The following is a 21,855-nucleotide window of genomic DNA, read 5'->3' as shown; positions in this document are numbered from 1 at the left end:
TTAATTAATCTTTTAATCTTTAATTCGTGTTAATTCGTTGCTAATCTTTAGCTTTTGATCTTTAGTCTTTTATTACACTTTAGACTTGGATATCTATAATAAACTCCACTATTAATAGTGGAGTTTATTATTTGATTTTTCTTTAGATTTTTCTCGCTCTTCACCATTAATAATATCAGAAAACAGTAAATAATCATCTATTATATCCTCGCTTGATAAAAAGTCTGCCATTTCAATCTCTTTTTTATCTTTAACAAACCTATTAAACACTTCATTGTTATCTTTATCCATCATACTATGCCCCCTTTTAAATCTTTATGAATAACTAGTAGTTAATACGATACAACTAATAATAAAGTGTTACATAATGAAGATATTACGACACTTTTAAAATTAGCGTGAGTGGATGTGTGAGTGTGGGTGGGTGGCCAATAAAAAGAAGTGTTACACACACTCACACTCATAGCTCACACTCGACACACAGTGTCGTAATATCTCTCTTTAGTCCCGTGACTAATTAAAAGTTAGAAAAATACATCCTTACATCTAATACTATTCCCAATAATCTTTAAATAGTATTATTTTAATAACTAAATCTCTTATTCTTTAGCCCAAGATAATATTTCTTCTATCACAGCAACTCTTCTCTCTTCTATAGTATCAAAGTCCATCGCTTCAATATAAGGCTCTTCTAATTTATCATGTAACATCTTAGCTTGCTTAATTGCCTCATGGGCATTATTCATAACTATACTATAACGCTCTTCAACTCTAGCAATCTTCATAGCATTCTTTTCAATAACCTCTAGTGCAACACATTCTAACATATCAATTAATTGATCTCCTGTTCTAATAGGATCAACTACATGGGGAGCAGTTCCATCAATTAAGGCTACACTCAACTTAGGAACTACAATCATATCTATACTAGCTGGATCAAAGGAACAGTGAAAATAATTCACTGCAAAACCTCTCTCTCTAACAGCCTGAGCTACCTTCTTCATCAAGGTAGATTTACCAGTACCAGGTCTGCCTTTGATAATATAACGAACCTCTATATCTTCAGTTATATTATCAAAATAATCTACAGCTCCCTTAGGAGTAAAAGCACTACCAAAGAGGTGCCGTTCTGCCCCAAATTCTTCTGCCAGCTTAATTCCAGCTAAGATATCATCAATCAACTTCTGGGTTCTTCGGTTAGCTTTTTGGAAGTCCATTCCTTCTAGATAGTACTCTTCCCATTCATCATGAATCAACTTAGCCTCAGCCAAATAAGCATAAGCTCTATTAAAGGAGTTACTGATACTCTGACTTAAAAAGACTATCTGCTTTTTATTCTCTTCTAATATATCTCTATCCCAATAACGACCTAAATTTATAATTTCATCAACAGCCCCAGGATATTTAGGATCTACTATATGGGGTGCTGTTCCATCTAATAAAGCTACACTCAACTTAGGAATTACAATCCCATCTAAAGAGTCATTATCTGAAGAACACCAATGAAATTCAACATCATAGCCTCGCTCTAGCATATCATTCCCTATTCTTTTCATAAAGGTAGACTTTCCTGTACCAGGTCCACCCTTGATTACAAATAACCTTTCACAGTTATAAGGCAGATACTCATAAAAAGAATAAAACCCCTTACTTGTATTACCACCAGGATAGTAATTTTTAACCTTTCCTTTAGCCATAAATTTCCCTCCTTTGTCACTTCCATATAATATATATGTCAGAAAAGCTGACTTTATGGCTAGAAATATGATAAATTTTAGGTATAAAAAGGGAATTTAGAGCAGAGCTTATCAACTAAAAAAAGCTAAGCCCTTTTTTAAGAACTTAGCCTTTTATAGCTACCCAAGCATAATTCGTGAATCTAGAATAAAATTTAGCCATAATGCTATATAGAGATAATGGTACACTTTCGTGTCAGGAATCGGGAATATGGAATCAGTCTGTTTTACTGATAACTGGTTCCTGACTCCTGATTTCTAAAATTGTCGCTATTAGGTGGATAGGTGGTTTGGTGGGTGGATTAAACCTAACTACCTAGCTACTAACTACCCAAGTAAAAAGTGTCACACTATCTTTCTACTGTTTCATTCTAAAACTGTTTATCTATATCACTCTTATTTAGTCAACTACTTCGTCAGCCCTCTTAATCATATCATTCATACTCTTATGAGCATCTTTGCTTTCACTGTTTTTTAAAATATGAGGGGTAATATACATAACCAACTCAGTTTTAGAAGAGTCATCACTCTTGGAACGAAATAGCCTTCCTAACAGAGGTATATCCCCTAAAATAGGAACTTTATTAACGGTTTTAGAACCATTATCCTGTAGCAATCCACCAAGCACAATAGTCTGTCCATCCTTGACCCTAACAGTTGTACTAATCTCTCTACGCCCAATATCAGGAGGACGACTCTGGTATTGAGCCTTCATATTACTGATACTAGGCTTTAATTCTAGAGTAATCGATCCTGAATTACTGACCCAAGGTGTCACCTCTAAGGTAATCCCAGCATCAATACTCTGATACTTCATCTCCTCATTTCCATCTTCATCTGTATTGATAACCTCATAATAGGTTACATCAGAAACCTCAATTGTCGCCTCTTGTCCATTTAAAGTTGTAATATTAGGATTTGCCCTAATCGTAGCTTTACCATTAGAGATTAGGGATTGGAGATTTAATCTGAAGTTATCAGAGAAGTTAATAATTGATTTATAACTTAATTTACCTAAATCATTATCAAAAAGGGTGATACTATCCTCTCCATCTTCTAATTGAGAGCTTAAACTTAATGATGAGCTGTCACCTTTTTGATGGGAGATATCTATAATCAGAGCATCAACAACGATTTGAGGAATCTTCTGATCTATCTTTGTCACATACTCTTTGACTCGTTCAATCTCACCTTGAGTTCCAGTAACCATAATTGCATTCTGCTCCTTTATCACCTTAACATTGGCAGCTGGTATATTACTAGGTAGAGTTTTAACAACTTTCTCTGCCTGTAAATATTCTAGAGGAATTAGTTCACTACCTGTCAAGACTGAAGAGGAGGGGCTATTGACATTCTTCTCACCAACCAAGTAGACATCACCTTTTTTGATATAGGTATAGCGCCCTCCTGCCAAAATCAGATTGATGGCATCTTCTATAGGTATATCATCTAACTTTAAATTTATCTGCTCTCTAATAGGACCAAATAAGACCATATTAACTTTACTGATTTGGGAGATACTTGTCAAAATATCACCTAAATTAGCATCCTTAGCCTCCATAGTAACCTTACCATCTATAACCCAAATATTTAATCTTTTATTATCAAATTGGCTGACTAAATAAGTATTATTAGTCATCTTTTTAAACTGATAATCATATGCTTTAGTCAAAGCCTCTAGAGCTTCTTGAACCTTAACCTTCTTTAAATTAAGGGTAACCTTGCCTTTTAATTCTTTATCAGGAACCAAATTTATTCCGCTCTGTTCTGTTAACATCACTAGTACATCCTCTATGTTAGCATTTCTTACACTTAAGCTGACCAAATTAGTCTCTGCATAACTATATAGAGAGAACACAAAAGTAAATAGACAGATTAGAAGTATAATCAAAACCCCTTTATTAGTTCTCTTCCCCATCACTATCAGTCTCCTCATTTATTATATTAATAGCCTTAATTCTTAGATTAACCTTCAAACCATTATAGCTACTAGCTTGACCTTTTCGAATAATCAACTTATCGACTATCAAGAATTTATTAGCATTATTTAAAGATTCCATAAAATTTACTAATTCCTTCATTTTACCATTCAATGATAAAATATAATAAATAACCCTAAGGTTATCAGTCTCATCCTCCTCTACTTCAATCTTCTTATCAGTGATTTGTAGGCCACTTTCTTTTAAATATCTATCTACAATCTCTAATAAATCTAATTGAACCTGAAGCGCTTCCCCTGAAAAAGTGAAGGATTTTAGTTCTTCTAATCTGCCTAGCTCTTCTCTTAATTTCTGTTGATATTTTTGACCGTTCTTTAAGAGCATAGGACTCTTCTTCCATTGATTCTCTTTTCTCAGATAATTACTCGCAAAGGTTCTTTTATATCTAATAGCTGGAAGTATAATCCACTTTGCTGAAGAGACAGTAATCATAATCGCTAGTGCAAACAATAATAGCCGTTTTTCCCTCTTATTCAACTTCATTTACTAGCTCACCTACAATCTTAAAGCGTTCTCTATTCTGCTCACTAATAATGTTACCGATGAACTCTAAATTTTTAAAATATCCAGACTCTTCTAAGCTGTTCATGACGCTAATAGCTGATGGAGCTGTTCCTGCTAAAAGGTTTAATTGATAATCCTTAAAATGGATTTGATCTACTTTGGTCCCCTCAGGTAAAACCTGACTTAATTCTTCTAACCAAGGTAAATAACTATAGGTTGAATTTATATTAGCTTCTAAGTCACTTATCTTTTGGTTAACCTGAGAGTACTCTCCTTTAATCTGATCAATCTGTCTAACTACTGGCGAGAGCTCTGATATCTTAGTATCTAAAGTAGCTAACTTATCAATATCCAACTTCCAACCTGCCCCAAAGGATAGTAGATTAACCAGAAGAATCATTACTACAATAATAGAATTAATTATGATATATTCTTTTTTCTTATCATAAAAGTATTGCATCAGGCAATTACCTTTAATCTCTTTTATAACCTCACTTCCATAAGTCCAAATCTCATCATTTACCCTATAATCTCCTCCATTTAAGTCTAAAGGATTATTAAATTTAGTACCATTAACTACCACCACAGGAGCTTCTGATAACTGATATCTTGTCTGTAAATAAGCTTTGCTTTTAGCAAGTTCCTCTTTTAAATTAAGGCTTCTACTAGCTCTAATATAATAATCATTCTGACTAGAAAAAATAAAGTTATAGTAATCAATCCCCTTGTCAACATAAAGAACTCCCTGATAGTACTTTAACTCCTTTTGATGATAAACATGATAGATCAAACTACCTGGAATTATATTCCTAATATTAATCCCTTCTTGATGGCAAGAATAATAGATAGGGTCAAGAAACTCCTTAAGTACAGCAAAAGCTAAAACTACAACTTCTTTGTCTAACTTCTCAATAATATGATAAGAGAAATATAGCTCTTCTTCCTCACTAGGTAGCTTATCTAAAAATTTAAACTTTAAGACACTTCTCAACTTCTCATGGGAGACACTAGGTAACTCTAATACTTCCATAAACAGCTTACTAGCAGGAATAACTAAGACCAGATCTTGAGGATAATGTTTAAGGTCAGCCAAATAAGAGGATATTTTTTGTCTAGGCTCTAGATGGGATTGCTTATAGACAAGCTCTCTATCCTTTAGCTGAAGCAACTTCAAATAATTATCACCAATCTCTAGATAGGTCTCTAATCCTCTCCCTTTACTCCAATATCCCTTTAAATGATTATTGACCGATGAATATATCTGCTTAATCAAACTATTTGAGTCTTTCTTTGTCATATCTAAAACCTCGCTATCCTTCATATTCACGCCCTAGATAAAGAGCTATGACTATAGGTGGCAACTCTATCTTATTTAATGTAATCTCAACCTTTATAGCAGTAGGTAGTTCTTCCCTCTCTTCATAGGACCAGTTACTTCTCCAATACTCATCTTTAGAATCATAAAAGTAGAAGTTAACTTTTCTAATCTCTAAATTATTAAAGAAGAATAAATCTTTAAACTTTTCTCCATCTGCAGAACTTGTCTCTCTTTTAAAAGATCCCTGATAAAGATCAAAAGAATAACTTACCTTCTTTAATTGTTCATCCTCCCAAATCAAAAATTCTAAACTCTGTTGCTTACCTCTAAATAGATTATCCTGATAAAGTGGAGAAAGAAAGATATTATTTAGATTCCTTTGTAAATCACTCTCTAATACCCTTAAATTCTGTTCCCAATCACTATCCGCACCTGCCCTCTCCCAAGTAGAAAAACTTTGTTGAAAAAAAGTAAAGGTAACGGTCATAATAATCCCTGCAATCGTTACCGCAATTAAGATTTCGATTAAGGTAAATCCTTCATCTTTCATATTTATCTACTCCCAATCATCATTAAGGGTAACCCTACTTATAGAATAACTATACTCTCCCTGACCACCTGACCACCTGACAATCAACTTTAAATCTCTAACTCCTTGATCAATATAATTCTCTTCCAAACTCCAAGAACACAGGTTGTCTTTATATAAAAAATCACCATGGGTAGCTAACTCACTCCCAGATACAATCTCATTAAGCTTACTTTCAGACCAGCTAGCAATATAAGTATAATCTCTACGACGTTCAATTCCATCATTGACACCCATAAAACCATGAACGAAGATAGAGAGGCTGATTCCTAAAATAACCATCGCGATTAAGACTTCAATTAATGTAAATCCTCTATCCATTAATCTCCCTCCAAAAAAGCAAGTCCAGTTATTGGGTTTACCTTGACTCTAAACTCTTGATTATTAGCAGTCACAACAACAAACTCTCCACCAGAACTACTACCATCTGCAAAGAAAGAAATCTTTTTATCTTCCTTTACTTTTCTAATCAATTTAATACCTTTATTAAATTCTATCAGCTCCCCTGCTTTATCTTGATAAAACAATTTATCATTAGCTAGCTCCACAGACTCTGTAGAGTATTCACTGATGGCTTTGACTCTAAGTTCAGTTAAGATTTCTATTACCTTACGTGATGTACTCCTTAACTCTACACTGTCAAGTAAGCTCCCAAAAGAAGGTATAGCTACACTTAAAATAATTCCTATTAGGATAACTACAACTAAGACCTCTATTAATGTAAAGCCTTCTTTACCAGTTAGTAACATCAGTAGACTCCTTAGTTCCTCCTTCTTGATTATCTAAGCCATAACTCCACAAATCATATTTATGCTGATTATGATCACCTGGGTTTTTATAATGATAAGAATTTCCCCAAGGATCTAAAGGGAGTTGTTTCTCATCTAAATAAGGTCCATTCCAGTTTTTTGGAACAGGAGAAGTGATAGGCTCTTTAATTAAAGCCTCTAATCCCTGTTCACTACTTGGATATCTACCATTATCTAAACGATAACTGTCTAAAGCTAATTTAAAGACATCTAATTGGTTCTGAGCTGTTGTCTGCTTGGCCTGTGAAACCTTTCCAAATAACTCTGGACCAACAGTAGATGCTAAAAATCCTAAAATTACAACTACTATTAGAACTTCAATCAAAGTAAATCCTGACTCTCTTTTTATAAATCTACTCATCTAAAATCCTCCTCTAAAAAGATATTGAATTGATATTAAGCATTGGCAATAACATAGAAATTACAATCAGCCCAATTACAGTACCCATAACTAGGATTACTAAGGGCTCAAAGACCTTCATCATCTTCTCTAAACTGGATTTTGACTCTTCTTCAAAGTTATCAGCTAATTGTAATAACATAGCAGAGAGTTTTCCTGTCCTCTCTCCAATACCTATCATGTGAACTGCTATCTGTGGGAAATAGCTATTATTCTCTAGGTTCTCTGATAAAACTCCTCCTTTTTGCACCTTCTCCCTAGCTACTTGTAAATTCTTTTGTAAGATACTATTAGAAGTCACTTGGAGGCTGATATCTAGAGCCTTCAATAAATTAACTCCACTATCTAACATAGTTCCTAGAGTTCTACTGATTCTAGCAACTTCTACTTTAATTAGAAACTCCCCCACAAAGGGCAGGTTTAATAATAGTTCATCAATTTTGCTCCTCCCCTCTTCAGTCTTATAATAAGAGCGGATAACTAAAATACTTAGTAGGGGAACAATAAATACAATCAACCAATAAGTTGATAAAAAATTACTAACCTTTAATAATATCTCAGTAGACAAAGGGAGTCCTTGCCTATAATTTTCATAAATAGATAAAAATTTAGGAAGAACAAAGGTCAACATCACAATAACTGCCATTATTGATACCACCAGTAAGACCATTGGATAAATCATACTTGTAGTTATAAAAGTCTTAAAACGATGATTATCCTCCAAGTTTTTGGCCAAACGTTGGCAAGTTAGATCAAGAAATCCTCCTTCTTCACCTGCCTTAACCATACTTATATATCCTTTCGAGAAATAATTAGGGTATTGAGCCAAAGACTCAGCAAAGCCATTTCCACCTTTTAAACCCTCATATATCTCTACTACTATATTTCTAAAAGCTCCAGGCTTTAATAACTTAATAATTACCTGTAATGATTCTCCAAGCTGCACACCTGCTCCCAAAAGGTTGGACAATTGTCGAGTAAAGAGTATTCTATTTTCATTCTTTCTTGCTAGAGCAAAGGAGAAGGTGGCTGAACTTGACTCTTTATCAATCTGATCTAATTCAAAGACATGTAATCTCTGCTTAGTCAACCTCTTTTTAGCATCGTCAGTATCAAGGGCTTCCATCTTGCCTTTAACCTCTTGCCCTTTGTCATTGATAGCTTTATAGCTAAATTTGACCATTTAAAATCCTCCCTAACTTCTAGTCACTCTGACCAACTCATCTATAGTAGAAATTCCTCCTTTAACTTTATGCCAACCATTCTCTAACATAATTTCCATTCCCTCTTCTCTTGCTACCTGCTTGATTTCATCTATCCTCTTACCTTGAGATATCATAGCCTCAATCTTCTCATCTATCATCAATAATTCATAAAATCCTGTTCTTCCTTTATAACCAGTATGATTACATTCATCACAGCCAACTGCTTTATATAGCCTTTGTCCATCAGTCAATTTCTTTCCTATAGCCTTTAATAACTTCTTTTCTGGCAGATACTTTTCTTTACAGTAAGGACATAAGACTCTAACCAATCGTTGGGCTATTACCCCCTTTAAGGTTGAAGCTAACAGATAATCTTCAATCCCCATATCAAGTAAACGATTGACAGTTCCAAGGGCATCATTAGTATGTAGTGTAGCAAATACCAAATGTCCTGTTTGGGCTGCCTCAATTGCTATCTTGGCTGTCTCTATATCACGAATCTCTCCTATCATAATTACGTCAGGATCTTGGCGTAAGATAGACCTTAATCCTTGGGCAAAAGTAAAATCAATCTCTGGCTTAACCTGGATCTGATTAATCCCATTCAATTGATACTCAATAGGATCCTCAATGGTAATTATCTTCGTTTCAGCCGACTTCAAATAATTTAAGGTCGCATATAATGTAGTCGTCTTTCCACTTCCTGTAGGGCCTGTTACCAGAATAATTCCATTTGGTTGGTTAATCAATCCCAAATAATCCTCTAATAACTTAGGTCCAAAACCAATATTCTCAAGATCTAACAAAACAGCAGACATATCCAATAAACGTAATACAGCACTCTCCCCATAGAGAGTTGGTGTAATCGAAACACGGATATCAATCTCCCGATTAGAGGTTCTGATTCTAATCCTACCATCTTGAGCTAGACGCTTCTCAGCAATATCTAGATTTGACATGATTTTAATTCTAGTTATAATTGCTGGTAATAATTTTCTTGGTGGTGATTCTGCTTCACTTAAAACACCATCAACCCTATATCTAACCTTGATCTCATCTTCAAAAGGCTCAATATGAATATCACTAGCCCCTCTTTTAAAACCAGAGTTGATAATAATATTCACCAGTCTAATAATAGGAGCCTCTTGAGCCAAATCCTCTATATCCTCCACCTCTGTATCTAAATCTACACTAGAATAATCATCTAACTGTATAAAGTCTATATTATTTAACATTCCTTCTACAGTATCTGCTGAAATTCCTAAATACTCTTCAACAAGATTATCGACTAATTCTGTTGGCTTAACCTCATATTTGATCAAATTATTAGAATAGACCTCCAAATTGTCCAATGCTGGTAAGGGTGGGTGTTGATCACTGATAAATAATATTTTATCATCTTCTCTTCTAACTGGTATTAATCGATGCTTCTTCAAAAATTGCTGAGGAAAGACCCTTAATAAATTAATATCTAAATCAGCAATCATCAACTGTTTCCTCCTTTGGATAAAGCTAAGGTAATCTCTTCTCCTTTATATTTTAAAATTACCGTTGACTCTTTGATAGATAGAACTTCATAATCATCTATTACCCTACCTTCTTTTACAATGTGGGTATATGATGAAAACCTATTGGATAAAATAGCCATATTGTCTTCCTCCTTATCAGAAAGAGATACTGCTATTAGTGTAAAAGGGATAGTCTGGTCTTTCTTCTTAAAATCCTCTTGAGGTTTTGACATATGGACTGGTCTTTTAGTAGGTGGATGAGCATTGACCTTCTGAGGCACAAAGAAGATTCTCTCCTTTATCTTACTCTGCCAATCTCTATCCCTATACCTAAACTTATATTCATATTCTAGTGGTGATAAGTTATCTAATCTCTTCTTAAATACAGGAACCACTGCCAAGATAGGATCTATCTCTTTAGTCCCCCATACACCTACAAGCTCCTTTACTAAAAAAATCAGATGAATAGAACTTATAACTAACAGTAACAGCAATAGAATCTTAACCCTCTTTAAAGCTTCAATAGATTTAAAGAACATAGCTCCTCCCATAGATATATTTTTAACTTTCAAACCAGTTAATTATTTTAATCTTATAAGTACCTCTACCTACCTTTAATCTCTCTACAATAACATTTAAATCTTTTTTAATTTTAAGATTCTTAGATAAACTCTTTACCTTAATAGAAAAATATTTGGAATAGGTACTGAAATAAACATTAAGTAAATTAAAGCCTTCACCTTGAAAAATATTTAAACGAGTCTGTAATTTCTTGAAGTCTTCAATCCGGTAATCATCACGATAATTAACGATTAAACTACTATAACGGCTAGCTAATTTAGGATCGCCATCTACACTTAGTAAGATTCTTTCTATCAAAACCTCTAAGAGCTCTTTAGGAACTAGGTTAATATTTATCCTACCATCTGTACTTAAATATGATTTTATCTTATCAAAGCTACTTTTATCTAAACCATTAATTAAATCAGGAATATCATCAATTTCATCTATCAACTTCTTCTCTCTACGGATCCTATTAACTTCATACATGATTATATTTATTTGGTTTTCATCAACATCTCTCAATTCTAATAGCTTTTTTAAGGAGTCTAACCGTGAATAATTAATATTAAACTTACCATAGGTCATAACCTCTTTAGAGGCTACATCAAAACTGAATTTTTTGTAATCTTTATCATGTTTCTCCTCTATAATCTCCCTAGCAAAAGATAAATTAGGAAATAACTCATTCTCTTTTATCTCTTTTCTTAAATCTTTACTCCACCATTTTAAACTAGATAGTAACCAATAAGGATCATAATTGAGATTTAATCTACTTCCCACCTCTTCTATCTTAACTTGGCAATCTATATCATCCCCAAATTCAAATTCTAGTTCCTTAACTGTCATTCCTTCCAGATCATTATAATCAATCTCTGTTTTTAAAGTATCTATTCCATACATTAATCCTGAGACCGATGCATCTCTTACTTCTCTCTTCTTTAGATCATTTCTTGTTAACAGATTATTTAAATAGGTCTCATCTGCTAAATTAGCAAAAAGAATCCCTACTATAACTATAGTCCACAATACGATTATTAGGGCATAGCCCTTTTCATCATCCACAGATCTTCTCTCCCTAAATCATAATAAATTGAAATATTACAATATATAATCTAGTAATATATATATTTCTAGATTATAAGTAGATTTCCTCCAACTTAGATAAATTAGCTGATTATCATCTGAAATCAATTTTAATCCTTGTTACTAATTAAATTCAGATATAAAATAGTGGCTATTAATGGATATATTGAGACACTTTTAAAATTAGCATGAGTGGGTGTGTGAATGTGAGTAAACCCCAATAAAAAGATATTTTACACACACTCACACTCATAGCTCACACTCGACACAAAGTGTCGCACTATCTCTAAATCATATCACTTTTTTCTATCACTACCCACCAATAAAGCAAAAGATTTAAGTCTAAGTGACTTACCTCACAGAATCGATAAGATTAGTAGGATATGATTTATATAGCAAAAGATGAATAAGACGAATAATTTTTATTAAATATAAGGAGGAAATATAAAATGTTTGGACTTTTTAAAGGAAATGATAAGAATGAAAAGAAGGTTGAGAAAATGACTTGTGATATGTTCTGTTATCAATGTGAGCAGACACCTACAGGCGGATGTACCAAAGTTGGAGTATGTGGCAAAAACCCTGATATTGCTAGCTTACAAGATATCATAATTTTTGGATTAAAAGGGGTAGCTGCTTATGCTACTCATGCTAGAGAGCTTGGTTATACTGATGATGAGGTTAATAATATCACTCACGAGGCTTTATATACTACCTTAACCAACTCTAACTTCAACTTAGAAGAGCATATTGGCATGGCTCTAAAGGTAGGAGAAGCTACTACTAGGGTAATGGACTTATTAGATCAAGCACATACTGATAAACTGGGAGTTCCTGCTCCAGTACAAGTCAGCCAAAACAAAGTAGAAGGGCACTCTATTGTTGTAACAGGACATAACTTATATGCTTTAGAAGAATTATTAAAACAAACTGAAGGTAAAGGTATTAATATCTATACTCACTCCGAAATGTTACCAGCTCATGGTTACCCAGCATTGAATAAATATGACCACCTAAAAGGTAATGTGGGTAAAGCATGGTATGACCAACGTAAACTTTTTGCTGAATTCCCTGGTGCTATCTTGGGAACAACTAACTGTCTAATGCCTATAAGAGGAAGTTATGGAGATAGATTCTTCACTTATGGAACTGCTGGCCTAGAAGGGGCTAAGAAGATTGAAAATGATGACTTTAGTCCACTTATTGAGAAAGCATTATCTTTACCTGTAGCTAATATTGAAAGTAATGAAACATTAACAACTGGTTTCCATCATCAGACTGTATTAGGTATTGCACCTGAGATTATTGAGGCTGTTAAGGCAGGAAAAATCCAAAGATTCTTCGTAATTGCTGGTTGTGATGCTCCAACTAAAGGTAGAGACTACTATCGAGATTTAGCAACTTCATTACCAAAAGACTGTGTCTTAATCACTACTTCTTGTGGTAAGTTTAGATTTAATGATGTAGATTATGGAAATGTGCCAGGAACAGATATCCCTAGATATATCGATTTAGGTCAATGTAACAACTCTGGTTCTGCAGTTAAGATTGCTCTTGCACTAGCTGAAGCCTTTGATTGTGAAGTAAATGATCTTCCATTGAGTATTGTATTATCTTGGTTTGAGCAAAAAGCTGTGGCAATTTTATTAGGATTATTCAACTTAGGAATCCAAGATATCTATGTTGGACCAAGTGTACCAGAATTTATGAGTGAAAATGTAGTTAAAGTATTACAAGATACCTTCAACTTACAGACTATCGGTGATGTTGAAGCAGACTTAAAGAAAATGTTAGGATAATAAAAAAGTCATCATAGCTTATATAAGCTATGATGACTTTTTTATTTTAGATAGGTATATAAATTTAAATTAGGACTTTATGGGTATATTACGACACTTATTAATTTACAATGTACAGTCTACAATTTACAATTAAGACCACTAAATTATAAATTACTAATGTTTTTGAAAAATTGAATCTTTTAATTGTACATTGTCAATTGTAAAATGTAAATTGACACGAAGTGTCGCTTTTTCTATATATAAGGATAGACTTAATTTTAGATTTATAATTATAATCCCATATGATATGTAAAAGCTTTACTATATAACTAATATTTCTACCTTTAATCCAGTCTCTTCATTATAGATATCAACAATCTTGTTAGTTCTTAATATACTTGCACTGGCTTTATTTATAATTTTATCAATATCTATATTATAATCCCTCTTTAAGCGCTTAATCTCTTCTTTAGAGATAAATCTCTTGCTCAGTCTTAAAAGTTCTAGAGGAATCTCAAAATCGAACCTTTTTAACCCTCCTTCTACAACTTTAATTGATAGTATTCTACCTTCCTTAACAGTTGGAGTAGTAATTGAACTTCTACTTTGATCTTCGGAATGTTTAATTGTGTTTAATAAACGATTAACTCCATTGATAACAGACTGACTATCCTCTATCATCTTAAAAATATCAATCCCATCATTAGACATCATACCACCTCTTTATCTAGTTATAGAGTTATTATATTTAAAGAGAGAAGATATTGTTAAAATTTATTTGAAACTAGATTAAGTCTTTAGCAAATAAAAAGATCTCAATCAGATAAATAACTGAGATCTTAAAATAATATTATTTACACTACATAAAATTTACTCTTATCTCTTCTTGCTAAATAATCAATTTCAATCCTTCCTATAATAAACAGGTTCTATCTTTACCTTCAACCTTAGCCTGATATAATGCTTGATCAGCCTTACTAATAAGTTCTTTAGAACTTTGTCCAGTAGTATAAACAGTTGCTCCAATACTAACTGTTACCTTTAAAACTAAATTGTCATAGTTTACAACCATATTACGCACCAATTGATTGATCCTCTGTCCTATTTTAATGATATTCTCTCTACCTACTTTTGGTAAAACTATAGCAAACTCTTCACCACCATAGCGAGCAACTATACCATTTCCTCTTAACTTTTCCTTTAATATTTTAGCCAAACTCCTTAACACCTCATCACCTACCTGGTGACCATAAGTATCATTAAAGCTTTTAAAATTATCTATATCAATCATTAATAAAGATAACTTACTTCTAACTGGACCAGTCTGATCTATTCCTTTACTCAATAAATTTTTAAAGTAAGTCTGGTTATATAAACCTGTCAGACCATCTGTAATGGCCTTTTCTTGAATCTCTTTCTTTTCAGTTATATCAGTTAAAATAACCATAAGTTTAAAGCTATCTTTATTTTTTACTAGCTTATAATCAAATTCTACATGATTATTATTTATCTCCATCTCTTTAGGCAATAAATCAATCAATTCTTGACCTTCCTCTAATCTATTATTGGTAGCTAGCCTAAATAGATTTTTGAGTACCTTCTTGTAATATAGTCTTTCTTCTTGCTTTGAAAAGAGAATATCAGTAATCTTCTTACCTCCTATATCAAACCCAAATATCTTTCTACACTCTAAACTATACTCTTTATCAATATAACAATTATTGGAAATAGACAAAAAACCTTGCCCTGCATTATCCAATAAGTTTTTCATATTAGTAACGGTAAGTTCTAAATTACTACGCATATCATTTAAATGTTCTACTAAGTTTCCAATTTCATCTTTGGAACTCACCTGTAAAGGAGTAACAGATAAATTTCCACTAGCAATCTCATTAGCAAAATCAACGGCACTATTGATTGAACTAGTTATATATTTAGCAATTAGAGATATAATTAAAGTCACAACTATTACTGTTGCAAAACCAAAGAAGAATATAATCTCACCTACATCACTTGCAGGGTTTAAAATATCATCTTGCTTCCCATCAACAATTAACACCCAATTCAATAAATCTAATTTGCTATATGCTGCTATATACTCTTCTCCATTTCTTATATAAGTAACATAGCCATTAGACTTTATCTTGATTGAATCTAGATTAGATAATCTATAATAATCATTCTTTAGTTGTCTATCTTCATTATTATTTGAAATCTCTTTAAAAAACTTTTCATATCCATAATTATCTCTAAATTCATAAGTTGATAACTTATAATTATTCTCTGTGTCAATATCCTTATCTAAATCTTGATTATTAAATAACATCTTTCCCTCTGAATCTAATAAATACACATTACCAGCAAAGCTTATAGATTCCAACCCTTGCCAGCGTGCATTCCAAATTATTCTCTTGATATTCTCCATATTTCTAGAGAATATATCCTTAGAATTTAACTTTTCCAAATTCTCTCCCACTAATGATTGACTGATGTGCCATGCAATTTCAGAGGTAGTCTGCCTTGACATTAGCATTAAATCCCTTTTTGCCATATCCAATAGTGTCTCTTTAAAGTTGAGATAGGAAAAGAGACCTAGAGTTAAAATAACTGTTATAATTAATACCAATGATATAACAACTAATTTAGCATAAAGGCCTCTAAATCGAAAAAAATCTGCTATTTTTGCCACAGTAAAGCTCATCTCCTTTATATCAAAGCAAAATTAGTTAAAAGTTTATATAAAACCCTTTACTGAATCGTTGTAAGATATAATTAATTTTACCTAAAACAAATTAAAGATGCTGATATTCCAAAATAATAAATTACTCTTTGATATATCTAAAAGAATCGAAAATTTGCAATACTATCTACTATCAATTACAATCAACTTAAACTTTTCTAAATTAATCACCTACTTTCTAAATTTTAGACCTAATATAGTCATCCAACTTTAGAATGAAACAATAGAAAGATAGTGTGATACTTTGGTTTTTAGGTAGATAGGTGGGTAGAGGGTTAGGAACTGCCTAACTACCTAACCCTCTAACTCCCAACCACCAAAGTGAAAAGTATCGCTATATATATCCATTAAATTACACTTTAGACTTGGATATCCATATTATAAAATACAGATATTAAAAGTAAGCAGATAGACTACCTATGTAATAAAAGGAAATCATTCTTTAATTCTACATCAAAAGATAAATTCCTTCAAAAAAAGGAATTATTTATAAAAAGCACATTAAAATTCGATAACTATTTTTAGTATCACAAAACTTAAATAATATCAAAATTATATCTACTTAAATATACAAGGCTCTCCTCAATCTTCCACCTTTTGAGTATATTTAGGCTCTTCCCCCTTTAAATCAACATATAAACTACCATCTGTATTCAAAAGAGCTAACATTACTTTAGAAACATCATTAACTTTCATCCTTCTTAAATGATTATATAACCAAGCAAAATCTAAATTATTCTGTTTAAGATTTTGTTCTAAGATATCACCATCTTTGATAATCTCTGTAGCCAAGCCTTTATAAGTTGTAGAAAGATTTAAATCTTTAGGAGTTACAGGTAAAAAAGGTGTCTTCTTTAATACACTCAACCTACCTGTAGGCTCTAATATGGCAAACTCTACCTCACTGAGATCAAAGATTCCTTTATCTCTTAACTGTATCTCCAATTGATCTAAATTGTATCTCAACTTTAACATATTCTTCTCTAAAATCTTACCATTCTGTATAACTATAACAGGTTCACCCTCAACTATCTTTCTTATCTTCAAGCTTTTTAAGGTACTATAACTTAAAATAACAGTTAATATAGCTAAAACAACTGGACTGATTAAAACCAAATTTCCCCTGATTTCATTTACAATATAAGCACCAGTAATAGTCCCAATACTTATTCCTGTTACAAACTCAAAAAAAGTTATCTGAGATAGTAGTTTTCTACCAATCAATCTTGTTAAAATTGCTAAAATCACAAAAACAACCAATGTTCGCCAAATAGCCTCTAAGTACTCTAACATCTATAAACTCCCCTTAAAATGATAAATAGCTACTAGTAAATCACTATTATTTCAATCCTCGACCTGCTGAGTATAAGTAGGCTTCTGCTTCTTTAAATCTAAATAAAGTGTCCCATCTGTATTTAGATGGGCAAGCATTACATCAGAAATATTTACTACGCCATTCTCTTTTAGTTGATTATATAACCAATTAAAATCTAAATTGTTCTGAATAAGATTTTGTTCCAAAACTTGACCATCTTTGATAATCTCTGTAGCTAAACCTTTATAGCTAGTAGATAAATTTAAATCTTTAGGGGTTATAGGTACATAGGAACTCTTCTTTTGCACACTCAAAGTGCCATCAGATTCTAAGACAGCAAATTCAACCTCGTTTAATTTAAAAGCTCCTTTGCCTCTTAGTTGTCTCTCTAAATCATCTAAGCTATATCTCGCCTTCAACATATTCTTCTCTAATATCTCTCCATTTTGAATAACAACCACTGGTTCTCCTACAACTAATTTTCTAAATCTTAAACTCTTTAGGGTCACATAACCCAGAACTACAGCACAAGCTGTTAAAATAACTGGACTTAGTAACATCACATTACCCTTTGATTTTTCAACAACATAAGTACCTGTGGCACTACCAATAGTAATGGTTGTTACAAATTCAAAAACAGATAATTGCGACAACAACTTTCTCCCAATTATCCTAGCTAGAATGACCAACAATAGAAAGACCAACAAGGTTCTAATTAATATATCTATGTAAGGATTCATCTTTATAATGGGTCTCCTTTGTTTGTTTTTTCTTAGTATTATCTTAAATTGAGTTTTTTATTTTTATTATATAGAGAAATCGATAAAGATTTCATATTATAAACAACTTAAGGTCAAAAGAATATTAGACACAGATTAATACAGCGCTCTGAGGGAAACGGTCTCTGTTGACTGAGGAAGTACTCTTGGGGTGATAAAAAGGGATTAAGATAAAAGATTATTAAGATTTTAAATCAGAACTTAATCAGATTTTAATCTGTGTCAAAAAGGTTTTGATTTTAATTTCATGATAGGTATATTTAAATTCTCTTTCGTGTTTTATCTATATAGGTTGGCAAGTCATCTTAAATAATTGAGCAATTCTATTATTATTTTCAACAGGAGATTTCCTCACTTCTTTTTTGGTAAATGAATTAAAAAGTGACAATCTATTGTCACTTTTTTTATAATGTATCAAGCTATGCACTTATAATTAACGATTATGATGAGGGGTCTTCTTTACTTCCTCACAAGCCTCAAGAACTACTCTATATATATCCATCTTAGTCTGTGTACTTGATAGATCTACACTATCCAGTACTACCCTTCCATTGTCACTTCCTGCATATCTAGGCTTTATATTATTAAGGGCTAATGCAGTTATATCATCCTTACACTGCTCACAGTTACAGATACCTTCCTTCTCCTTTAATACCTCTTCAACCATACTTTTAACCTCTGTCTCCATTAGATTTCCAGTAGCCAACTTATTTCCATCTCCCTTCTTAGCATTTAATTATATTAATTTCTCACTTATTATAATATTTATTTCAAAGTAAATTTAAGTAGAACTTATAAAACTCTCGACTTATTAGTAATTCTATATCATATATAGAAACTCCTTTTTATATTATATTTGCCCAAAAACGATTTCCTTATATATTATTGACCAATAATATAGATAAACAACTCTAGAATGAAACAATAGAAAGGTAATGTAACACTTTTAGCAATCTGGAATCTGGAATCAGTCTATTCTACTGATAACTGGTTGCTGACTCCTGATTCCTAAAAGGGTCGGAATACCCCTATTAAGTTTCACTTTAAAGTTGGACATATATATATAATTATCTTTTTAAAACTAATAATTTTAACCTCCTAAGTAAAATAGATTTAAAATAATTATTAAAAAGTGTAAATATTAATATCTTTACTTATAAGTAACAAAAGGATTATAGCATTAAGCTTAGAAGTTAATAAGGTAGGATAAAAAAAGAAAGGAGAAATATATGAAGAAGAAAATCATAACCTTAATTATACTAGTGATTCTAGCAACTTTTCAACTAACAAGTTATGCTGAAAACTCACTTTCATTTGAGATTTTAGAATCTGATACATCTTATAAATCATTAGGAGGAGAGTTAAAGTTCAAAGATAACTGGTCTCTTAAAAGCGATTATACTTTCAGTCTAATTGACCAATATAGCCTTAATCTAAATGTAAATAAAGTTAATCTAGTAGTATTAAATGAAATATTCTCTAGTGAAAAACTATCTATTCAAATAGGAACTGGCTATAACTATGGATCTACTCAATTGTCATCTAATTATTTTCCAGATATGAATGTATCTTCTAAAGAACATAGTATCAGTTTAACAGGAGCTGGAGAAGTAGCTTTAGATGAGAACTTATCTGGGTTTGGAGAACTTACTTACAACCCTAAAGTGAGCTTAAATGGAAGAATCAAGAATAATGAAAATGATAATAAAATCTCTGATAGCACTAAAAAGTATGGGGCAAAAATGGGAATCAAACTTAAGTTAGCCAATAATTTAACTGCTAGAGTCGGTTATAGCTTTACTAAATATCTACCAGAAGATATTACTTCCAATACTGTAGAAACAGCTAGTTTTGATTTTAAAGAGAGTGATTTGAAGAAGAGTTTCAATAATAATCAGTCTGCTATCTTCTTAGGATTAGAGACTAATTTTTAAGTTATATGACTTTAATTCAAAATAAATTTACAATATAATCATAAAGGCTTAATGAAATTCTATTAAGATTATATAATAATGCTTAACAATGAGTAAAAATGGTTAATAAAAATTTGAATTAATGTTTTCTGTTAAAAATACAAAAGGCTACTGATAATTTTATTATCAGTAGCCTAAAATAATCCCTTAAACTATCTCTTTTCCAGAATCAAATTCAATTTTAGGTAATAAACCTTTAATTTTAGCTATAATAGGATATAGCATATACAAAAAAGAAGTATTCAATAATGCAGCAGGCACTACTACAGAGATAAAGAAAACAAAAAATGATTCTGGCAAAGCAACTATTAAAGAAGCAGTACCCAAAAATAAACTACCACTTATGATAGTACCCAAAGCACCAATAATTGCCAAACTAAACCTTCTAGGTAAATTGAAGTGATTTCCTAACACCACCAAACCTAATACAGCTATAGCAGTAATAGGTTTATCAACCATATTAGCCACTTGACCACCTGGAAAAGTTGTACTTAATGCAGAAACAATCCCAGTTACTATACCAGATAATATTGTTAATTTCTTATCTTGATATAGTAATACAATTATAAATAACATTAATAAACTCATGTCTGGCTTCATACCTGCTACCAAAGGAGGCATAATTTGATGTAAAACAAAGCCCCCTGCCAACAATAAACTTGACTCAATAACTCTTCTCAGCTTCACTCTGCTCATCTCCTCTTAAAAATTCTCTTCTCATCTAACTTACTAATATTATAACTAATTATTTGTATCAAATCAATAATTAATTATTGATCCTAACATTTAAAGCATATATATCTTTTTCCTTTTATCATAATCATAGCTCCTTTAATAAATTTATTTATATAATTATTTGGTAATTTTTTGTGTATACAATATATATTAAATATCTTAGATTAATATCAATTCTTAAAATAGAATTCTAACAAAATTATTAATAATTTCATTTCAAAAATCCATCATCCAATTTTATCCAATAAACCTTAATTCAGCTTTACTATTTAAAATTGTTATTACATTCATTGTCTCACCTTCTAATTCACAAACAAAAATCACACCTCGATGCTCTCTTATCTCCCTCTTTCCTTTAGCAAAGCCAATCAGTCGGCTTCTTTTTACACCTTCTACTATATTATGAATAGCCTTTTGGCGACTAATTGCTTTTTGACGCTGTTGATACCTTTCAATAGCATGGTCAGTTGCATAAATATAATACTCCACATCTCCACCTCCTCAAAATTAAATAAACCTATTGCTATATATATTCGAATACTTTATTGAATATAAGAAAACTCGCGTACCAATAATAGGAATATAATATAATTCTTTGTAATTTATTTAAATTCCTTTATTTTTTGTTTTAATTATTAGAAAGAATAGTATAATTAATAACAAAAATTATATACCAAATACTAAAAAAAGAACAAAAAATAAAAAAATCTCTATATATAGAGATTTAAAGATAAAATGGTCGGAGCAGCAGGATTTGAACCTGCGACCCCCTGGTCCCAAACCAGGTGCGCTACCAAACCTGTCTCTTATACACAT

The 21,855-nt window shown here is 31.8% G+C and carries 22 protein-coding genes; 2 read left to right on the top strand and 20 right to left on the bottom strand.

Annotated features, from left to right (window positions below):
• Window positions 1-111: 111 nt before the first annotated feature.
• The 13 genes from ACTCDL_RS06120 to ACTCDL_RS06060 form a co-directional block, all read right to left on the bottom strand.
• On the bottom strand, window positions 112-291 hold the full coding sequence (locus tag ACTCDL_RS06120; RefSeq protein WP_463175056.1) for a hypothetical protein: 180 nt from the start codon (window positions 289-291) through the stop codon (window positions 112-114).
• Between the two features lie 308 nt (window positions 292-599).
• On the bottom strand, window positions 600-1,697 hold the full coding sequence (locus ACTCDL_RS06115) for a PRK06851 family protein (protein WP_463175055.1): 1,098 nt from the start codon (window positions 1,695-1,697) through the stop codon (window positions 600-602).
• A gap of 439 nt (window positions 1,698-2,136) precedes the next feature.
• A complete protein-coding gene (locus tag ACTCDL_RS06110; RefSeq protein ID WP_463175053.1) occupies window positions 2,137-3,654 on the bottom strand; it encodes a secretin and TonB N-terminal domain-containing protein in 1,518 nt (505 codons plus the stop codon).
• Window positions 3,638-4,219 carry a GspMb/PilO family protein gene (locus ACTCDL_RS06105; protein ID WP_463175052.1) on the bottom strand — a complete coding sequence of 194 codons (582 nt, stop codon included), beginning with the start codon at window positions 4,217-4,219 and terminating at the stop codon, window positions 3,638-3,640. The genes ACTCDL_RS06110 and ACTCDL_RS06105 overlap by 17 nt, the downstream gene beginning before the upstream one ends.
• Window positions 4,206-5,537, bottom strand: a complete 1,332-nt coding sequence (locus tag ACTCDL_RS06100) for a PilN domain-containing protein (RefSeq protein ID WP_463175049.1) — start codon at window positions 5,535-5,537, stop codon at window positions 4,206-4,208. The genes ACTCDL_RS06105 and ACTCDL_RS06100 overlap by 14 nt, the downstream gene beginning before the upstream one ends.
• Window positions 5,538-5,550: 13 nt before the next feature.
• Window positions 5,551-6,108: a PulJ/GspJ family protein gene (locus ACTCDL_RS06095; RefSeq protein WP_463175048.1), complete on the bottom strand. Its 558-nt coding sequence runs from the start codon at window positions 6,106-6,108 to the stop codon at window positions 5,551-5,553.
• 6 nt (window positions 6,109-6,114) lie between these two features.
• Entirely contained in the window at window positions 6,115-6,468 is a 354-nt protein-coding gene (locus ACTCDL_RS06090) for a type II secretion system protein (RefSeq protein WP_463175045.1), read from the bottom strand.
• Entirely contained in the window at window positions 6,468-6,896 is a 429-nt protein-coding gene (locus ACTCDL_RS06085; RefSeq protein ID WP_463175044.1) for a prepilin-type N-terminal cleavage/methylation domain-containing protein, read from the bottom strand. Before ACTCDL_RS06085 ends, ACTCDL_RS06090 begins: the two co-directional genes overlap by 1 nt.
• Window positions 6,880-7,317, bottom strand: coding sequence for a type II secretion system major pseudopilin GspG (gene gspG / locus ACTCDL_RS06080; RefSeq protein ID WP_463175041.1), 438 nt, complete (start codon window positions 7,315-7,317; stop codon window positions 6,880-6,882). Before gspG ends, ACTCDL_RS06085 begins: the two co-directional genes overlap by 17 nt.
• A gap of 13 nt (window positions 7,318-7,330) precedes the next feature.
• Window positions 7,331-8,539 carry a type II secretion system F family protein gene (locus ACTCDL_RS06075; protein ID WP_463175039.1) on the bottom strand — a complete coding sequence of 403 codons (1,209 nt, stop codon included), beginning with the start codon at window positions 8,537-8,539 and terminating at the stop codon, window positions 7,331-7,333.
• Window positions 8,540-8,551: 12 nt separating this feature from the next.
• Complete coding sequence (locus ACTCDL_RS06070) at window positions 8,552-10,048, bottom strand: GspE/PulE family protein (RefSeq protein WP_463175035.1); 1,497 nt, start codon at window positions 10,046-10,048, stop codon at window positions 8,552-8,554.
• Window positions 10,048-10,641 carry a hypothetical protein gene (locus tag ACTCDL_RS06065; RefSeq protein WP_463175030.1) on the bottom strand — a complete coding sequence of 198 codons (594 nt, stop codon included), beginning with the start codon at window positions 10,639-10,641 and terminating at the stop codon, window positions 10,048-10,050. Before ACTCDL_RS06065 ends, ACTCDL_RS06070 begins: the two co-directional genes overlap by 1 nt.
• On the bottom strand, window positions 10,631-11,695 hold the full coding sequence (locus ACTCDL_RS06060) for a hypothetical protein (protein WP_463175028.1): 1,065 nt from the start codon (window positions 11,693-11,695) through the stop codon (window positions 10,631-10,633). The genes ACTCDL_RS06065 and ACTCDL_RS06060 overlap by 11 nt, the downstream gene beginning before the upstream one ends.
• Window positions 11,696-12,165: 470 nt before the next feature.
• Between ACTCDL_RS06060 and hcp the strand changes: the two genes are divergently transcribed.
• Entirely contained in the window at window positions 12,166-13,515 is a 1,350-nt protein-coding gene (gene hcp, locus ACTCDL_RS06055) for a hydroxylamine reductase (RefSeq protein ID WP_463175025.1), read from the top strand.
• 303 nt (window positions 13,516-13,818) lie between these two features.
• Here the strand turns inward: hcp and ACTCDL_RS06050 are convergent, their stop codons facing one another.
• From ACTCDL_RS06050 to ACTCDL_RS06030, 5 genes are all read right to left on the bottom strand, one after another.
• Window positions 13,819-14,208 carry a hypothetical protein gene (locus ACTCDL_RS06050; protein ID WP_463175024.1) on the bottom strand — a complete coding sequence of 130 codons (390 nt, stop codon included), beginning with the start codon at window positions 14,206-14,208 and terminating at the stop codon, window positions 13,819-13,821.
• 202 nt (window positions 14,209-14,410) lie between these two features.
• Window positions 14,411-16,186 carry a sensor domain-containing diguanylate cyclase gene (locus ACTCDL_RS06045; protein ID WP_463175022.1) on the bottom strand — a complete coding sequence of 592 codons (1,776 nt, stop codon included), beginning with the start codon at window positions 16,184-16,186 and terminating at the stop codon, window positions 14,411-14,413.
• A gap of 633 nt (window positions 16,187-16,819) precedes the next feature.
• Window positions 16,820-17,530 (bottom strand): YetF domain-containing protein, encoded by a 711-nt coding sequence (locus ACTCDL_RS06040; RefSeq protein WP_463175021.1) that lies wholly within the window; start codon window positions 17,528-17,530, stop codon window positions 16,820-16,822.
• A gap of 51 nt (window positions 17,531-17,581) precedes the next feature.
• Window positions 17,582-18,292, bottom strand: a complete 711-nt coding sequence (locus ACTCDL_RS06035) for a YetF domain-containing protein (protein ID WP_463175020.1) — start codon at window positions 18,290-18,292, stop codon at window positions 17,582-17,584.
• 472 nt (window positions 18,293-18,764) lie between these two features.
• Window positions 18,765-19,037 (bottom strand): late competence development ComFB family protein, encoded by a 273-nt coding sequence (locus ACTCDL_RS06030; protein ID WP_463175018.1) that lies wholly within the window; start codon window positions 19,035-19,037, stop codon window positions 18,765-18,767.
• Between the two features lie 523 nt (window positions 19,038-19,560).
• On the opposite strand from ACTCDL_RS06030, the gene ACTCDL_RS06025 reads away from it, so the two are divergent.
• Window positions 19,561-20,265, top strand: coding sequence for a hypothetical protein (locus tag ACTCDL_RS06025; RefSeq protein WP_463175017.1), 705 nt, complete (start codon window positions 19,561-19,563; stop codon window positions 20,263-20,265).
• 186 nt (window positions 20,266-20,451) lie between these two features.
• Here ACTCDL_RS06025 and ACTCDL_RS06020 read toward each other — a convergent pair whose 3' ends face one another.
• Window positions 20,452-20,991, bottom strand: coding sequence for a tryptophan transporter (locus ACTCDL_RS06020; protein WP_463175016.1), 540 nt, complete (start codon window positions 20,989-20,991; stop codon window positions 20,452-20,454).
• Window positions 20,992-21,276: 285 nt separating this feature from the next.
• Entirely contained in the window at window positions 21,277-21,528 is a 252-nt protein-coding gene (locus ACTCDL_RS06015; RefSeq protein ID WP_463175015.1) for a hypothetical protein, read from the bottom strand.
• Window positions 21,529-21,855: the final 327 nt, after the last annotated feature.

The organism is Orenia sp. (assembly GCF_055140805.1).
This window is presented reverse-complemented; position numbering and strand designations above follow the sequence as displayed.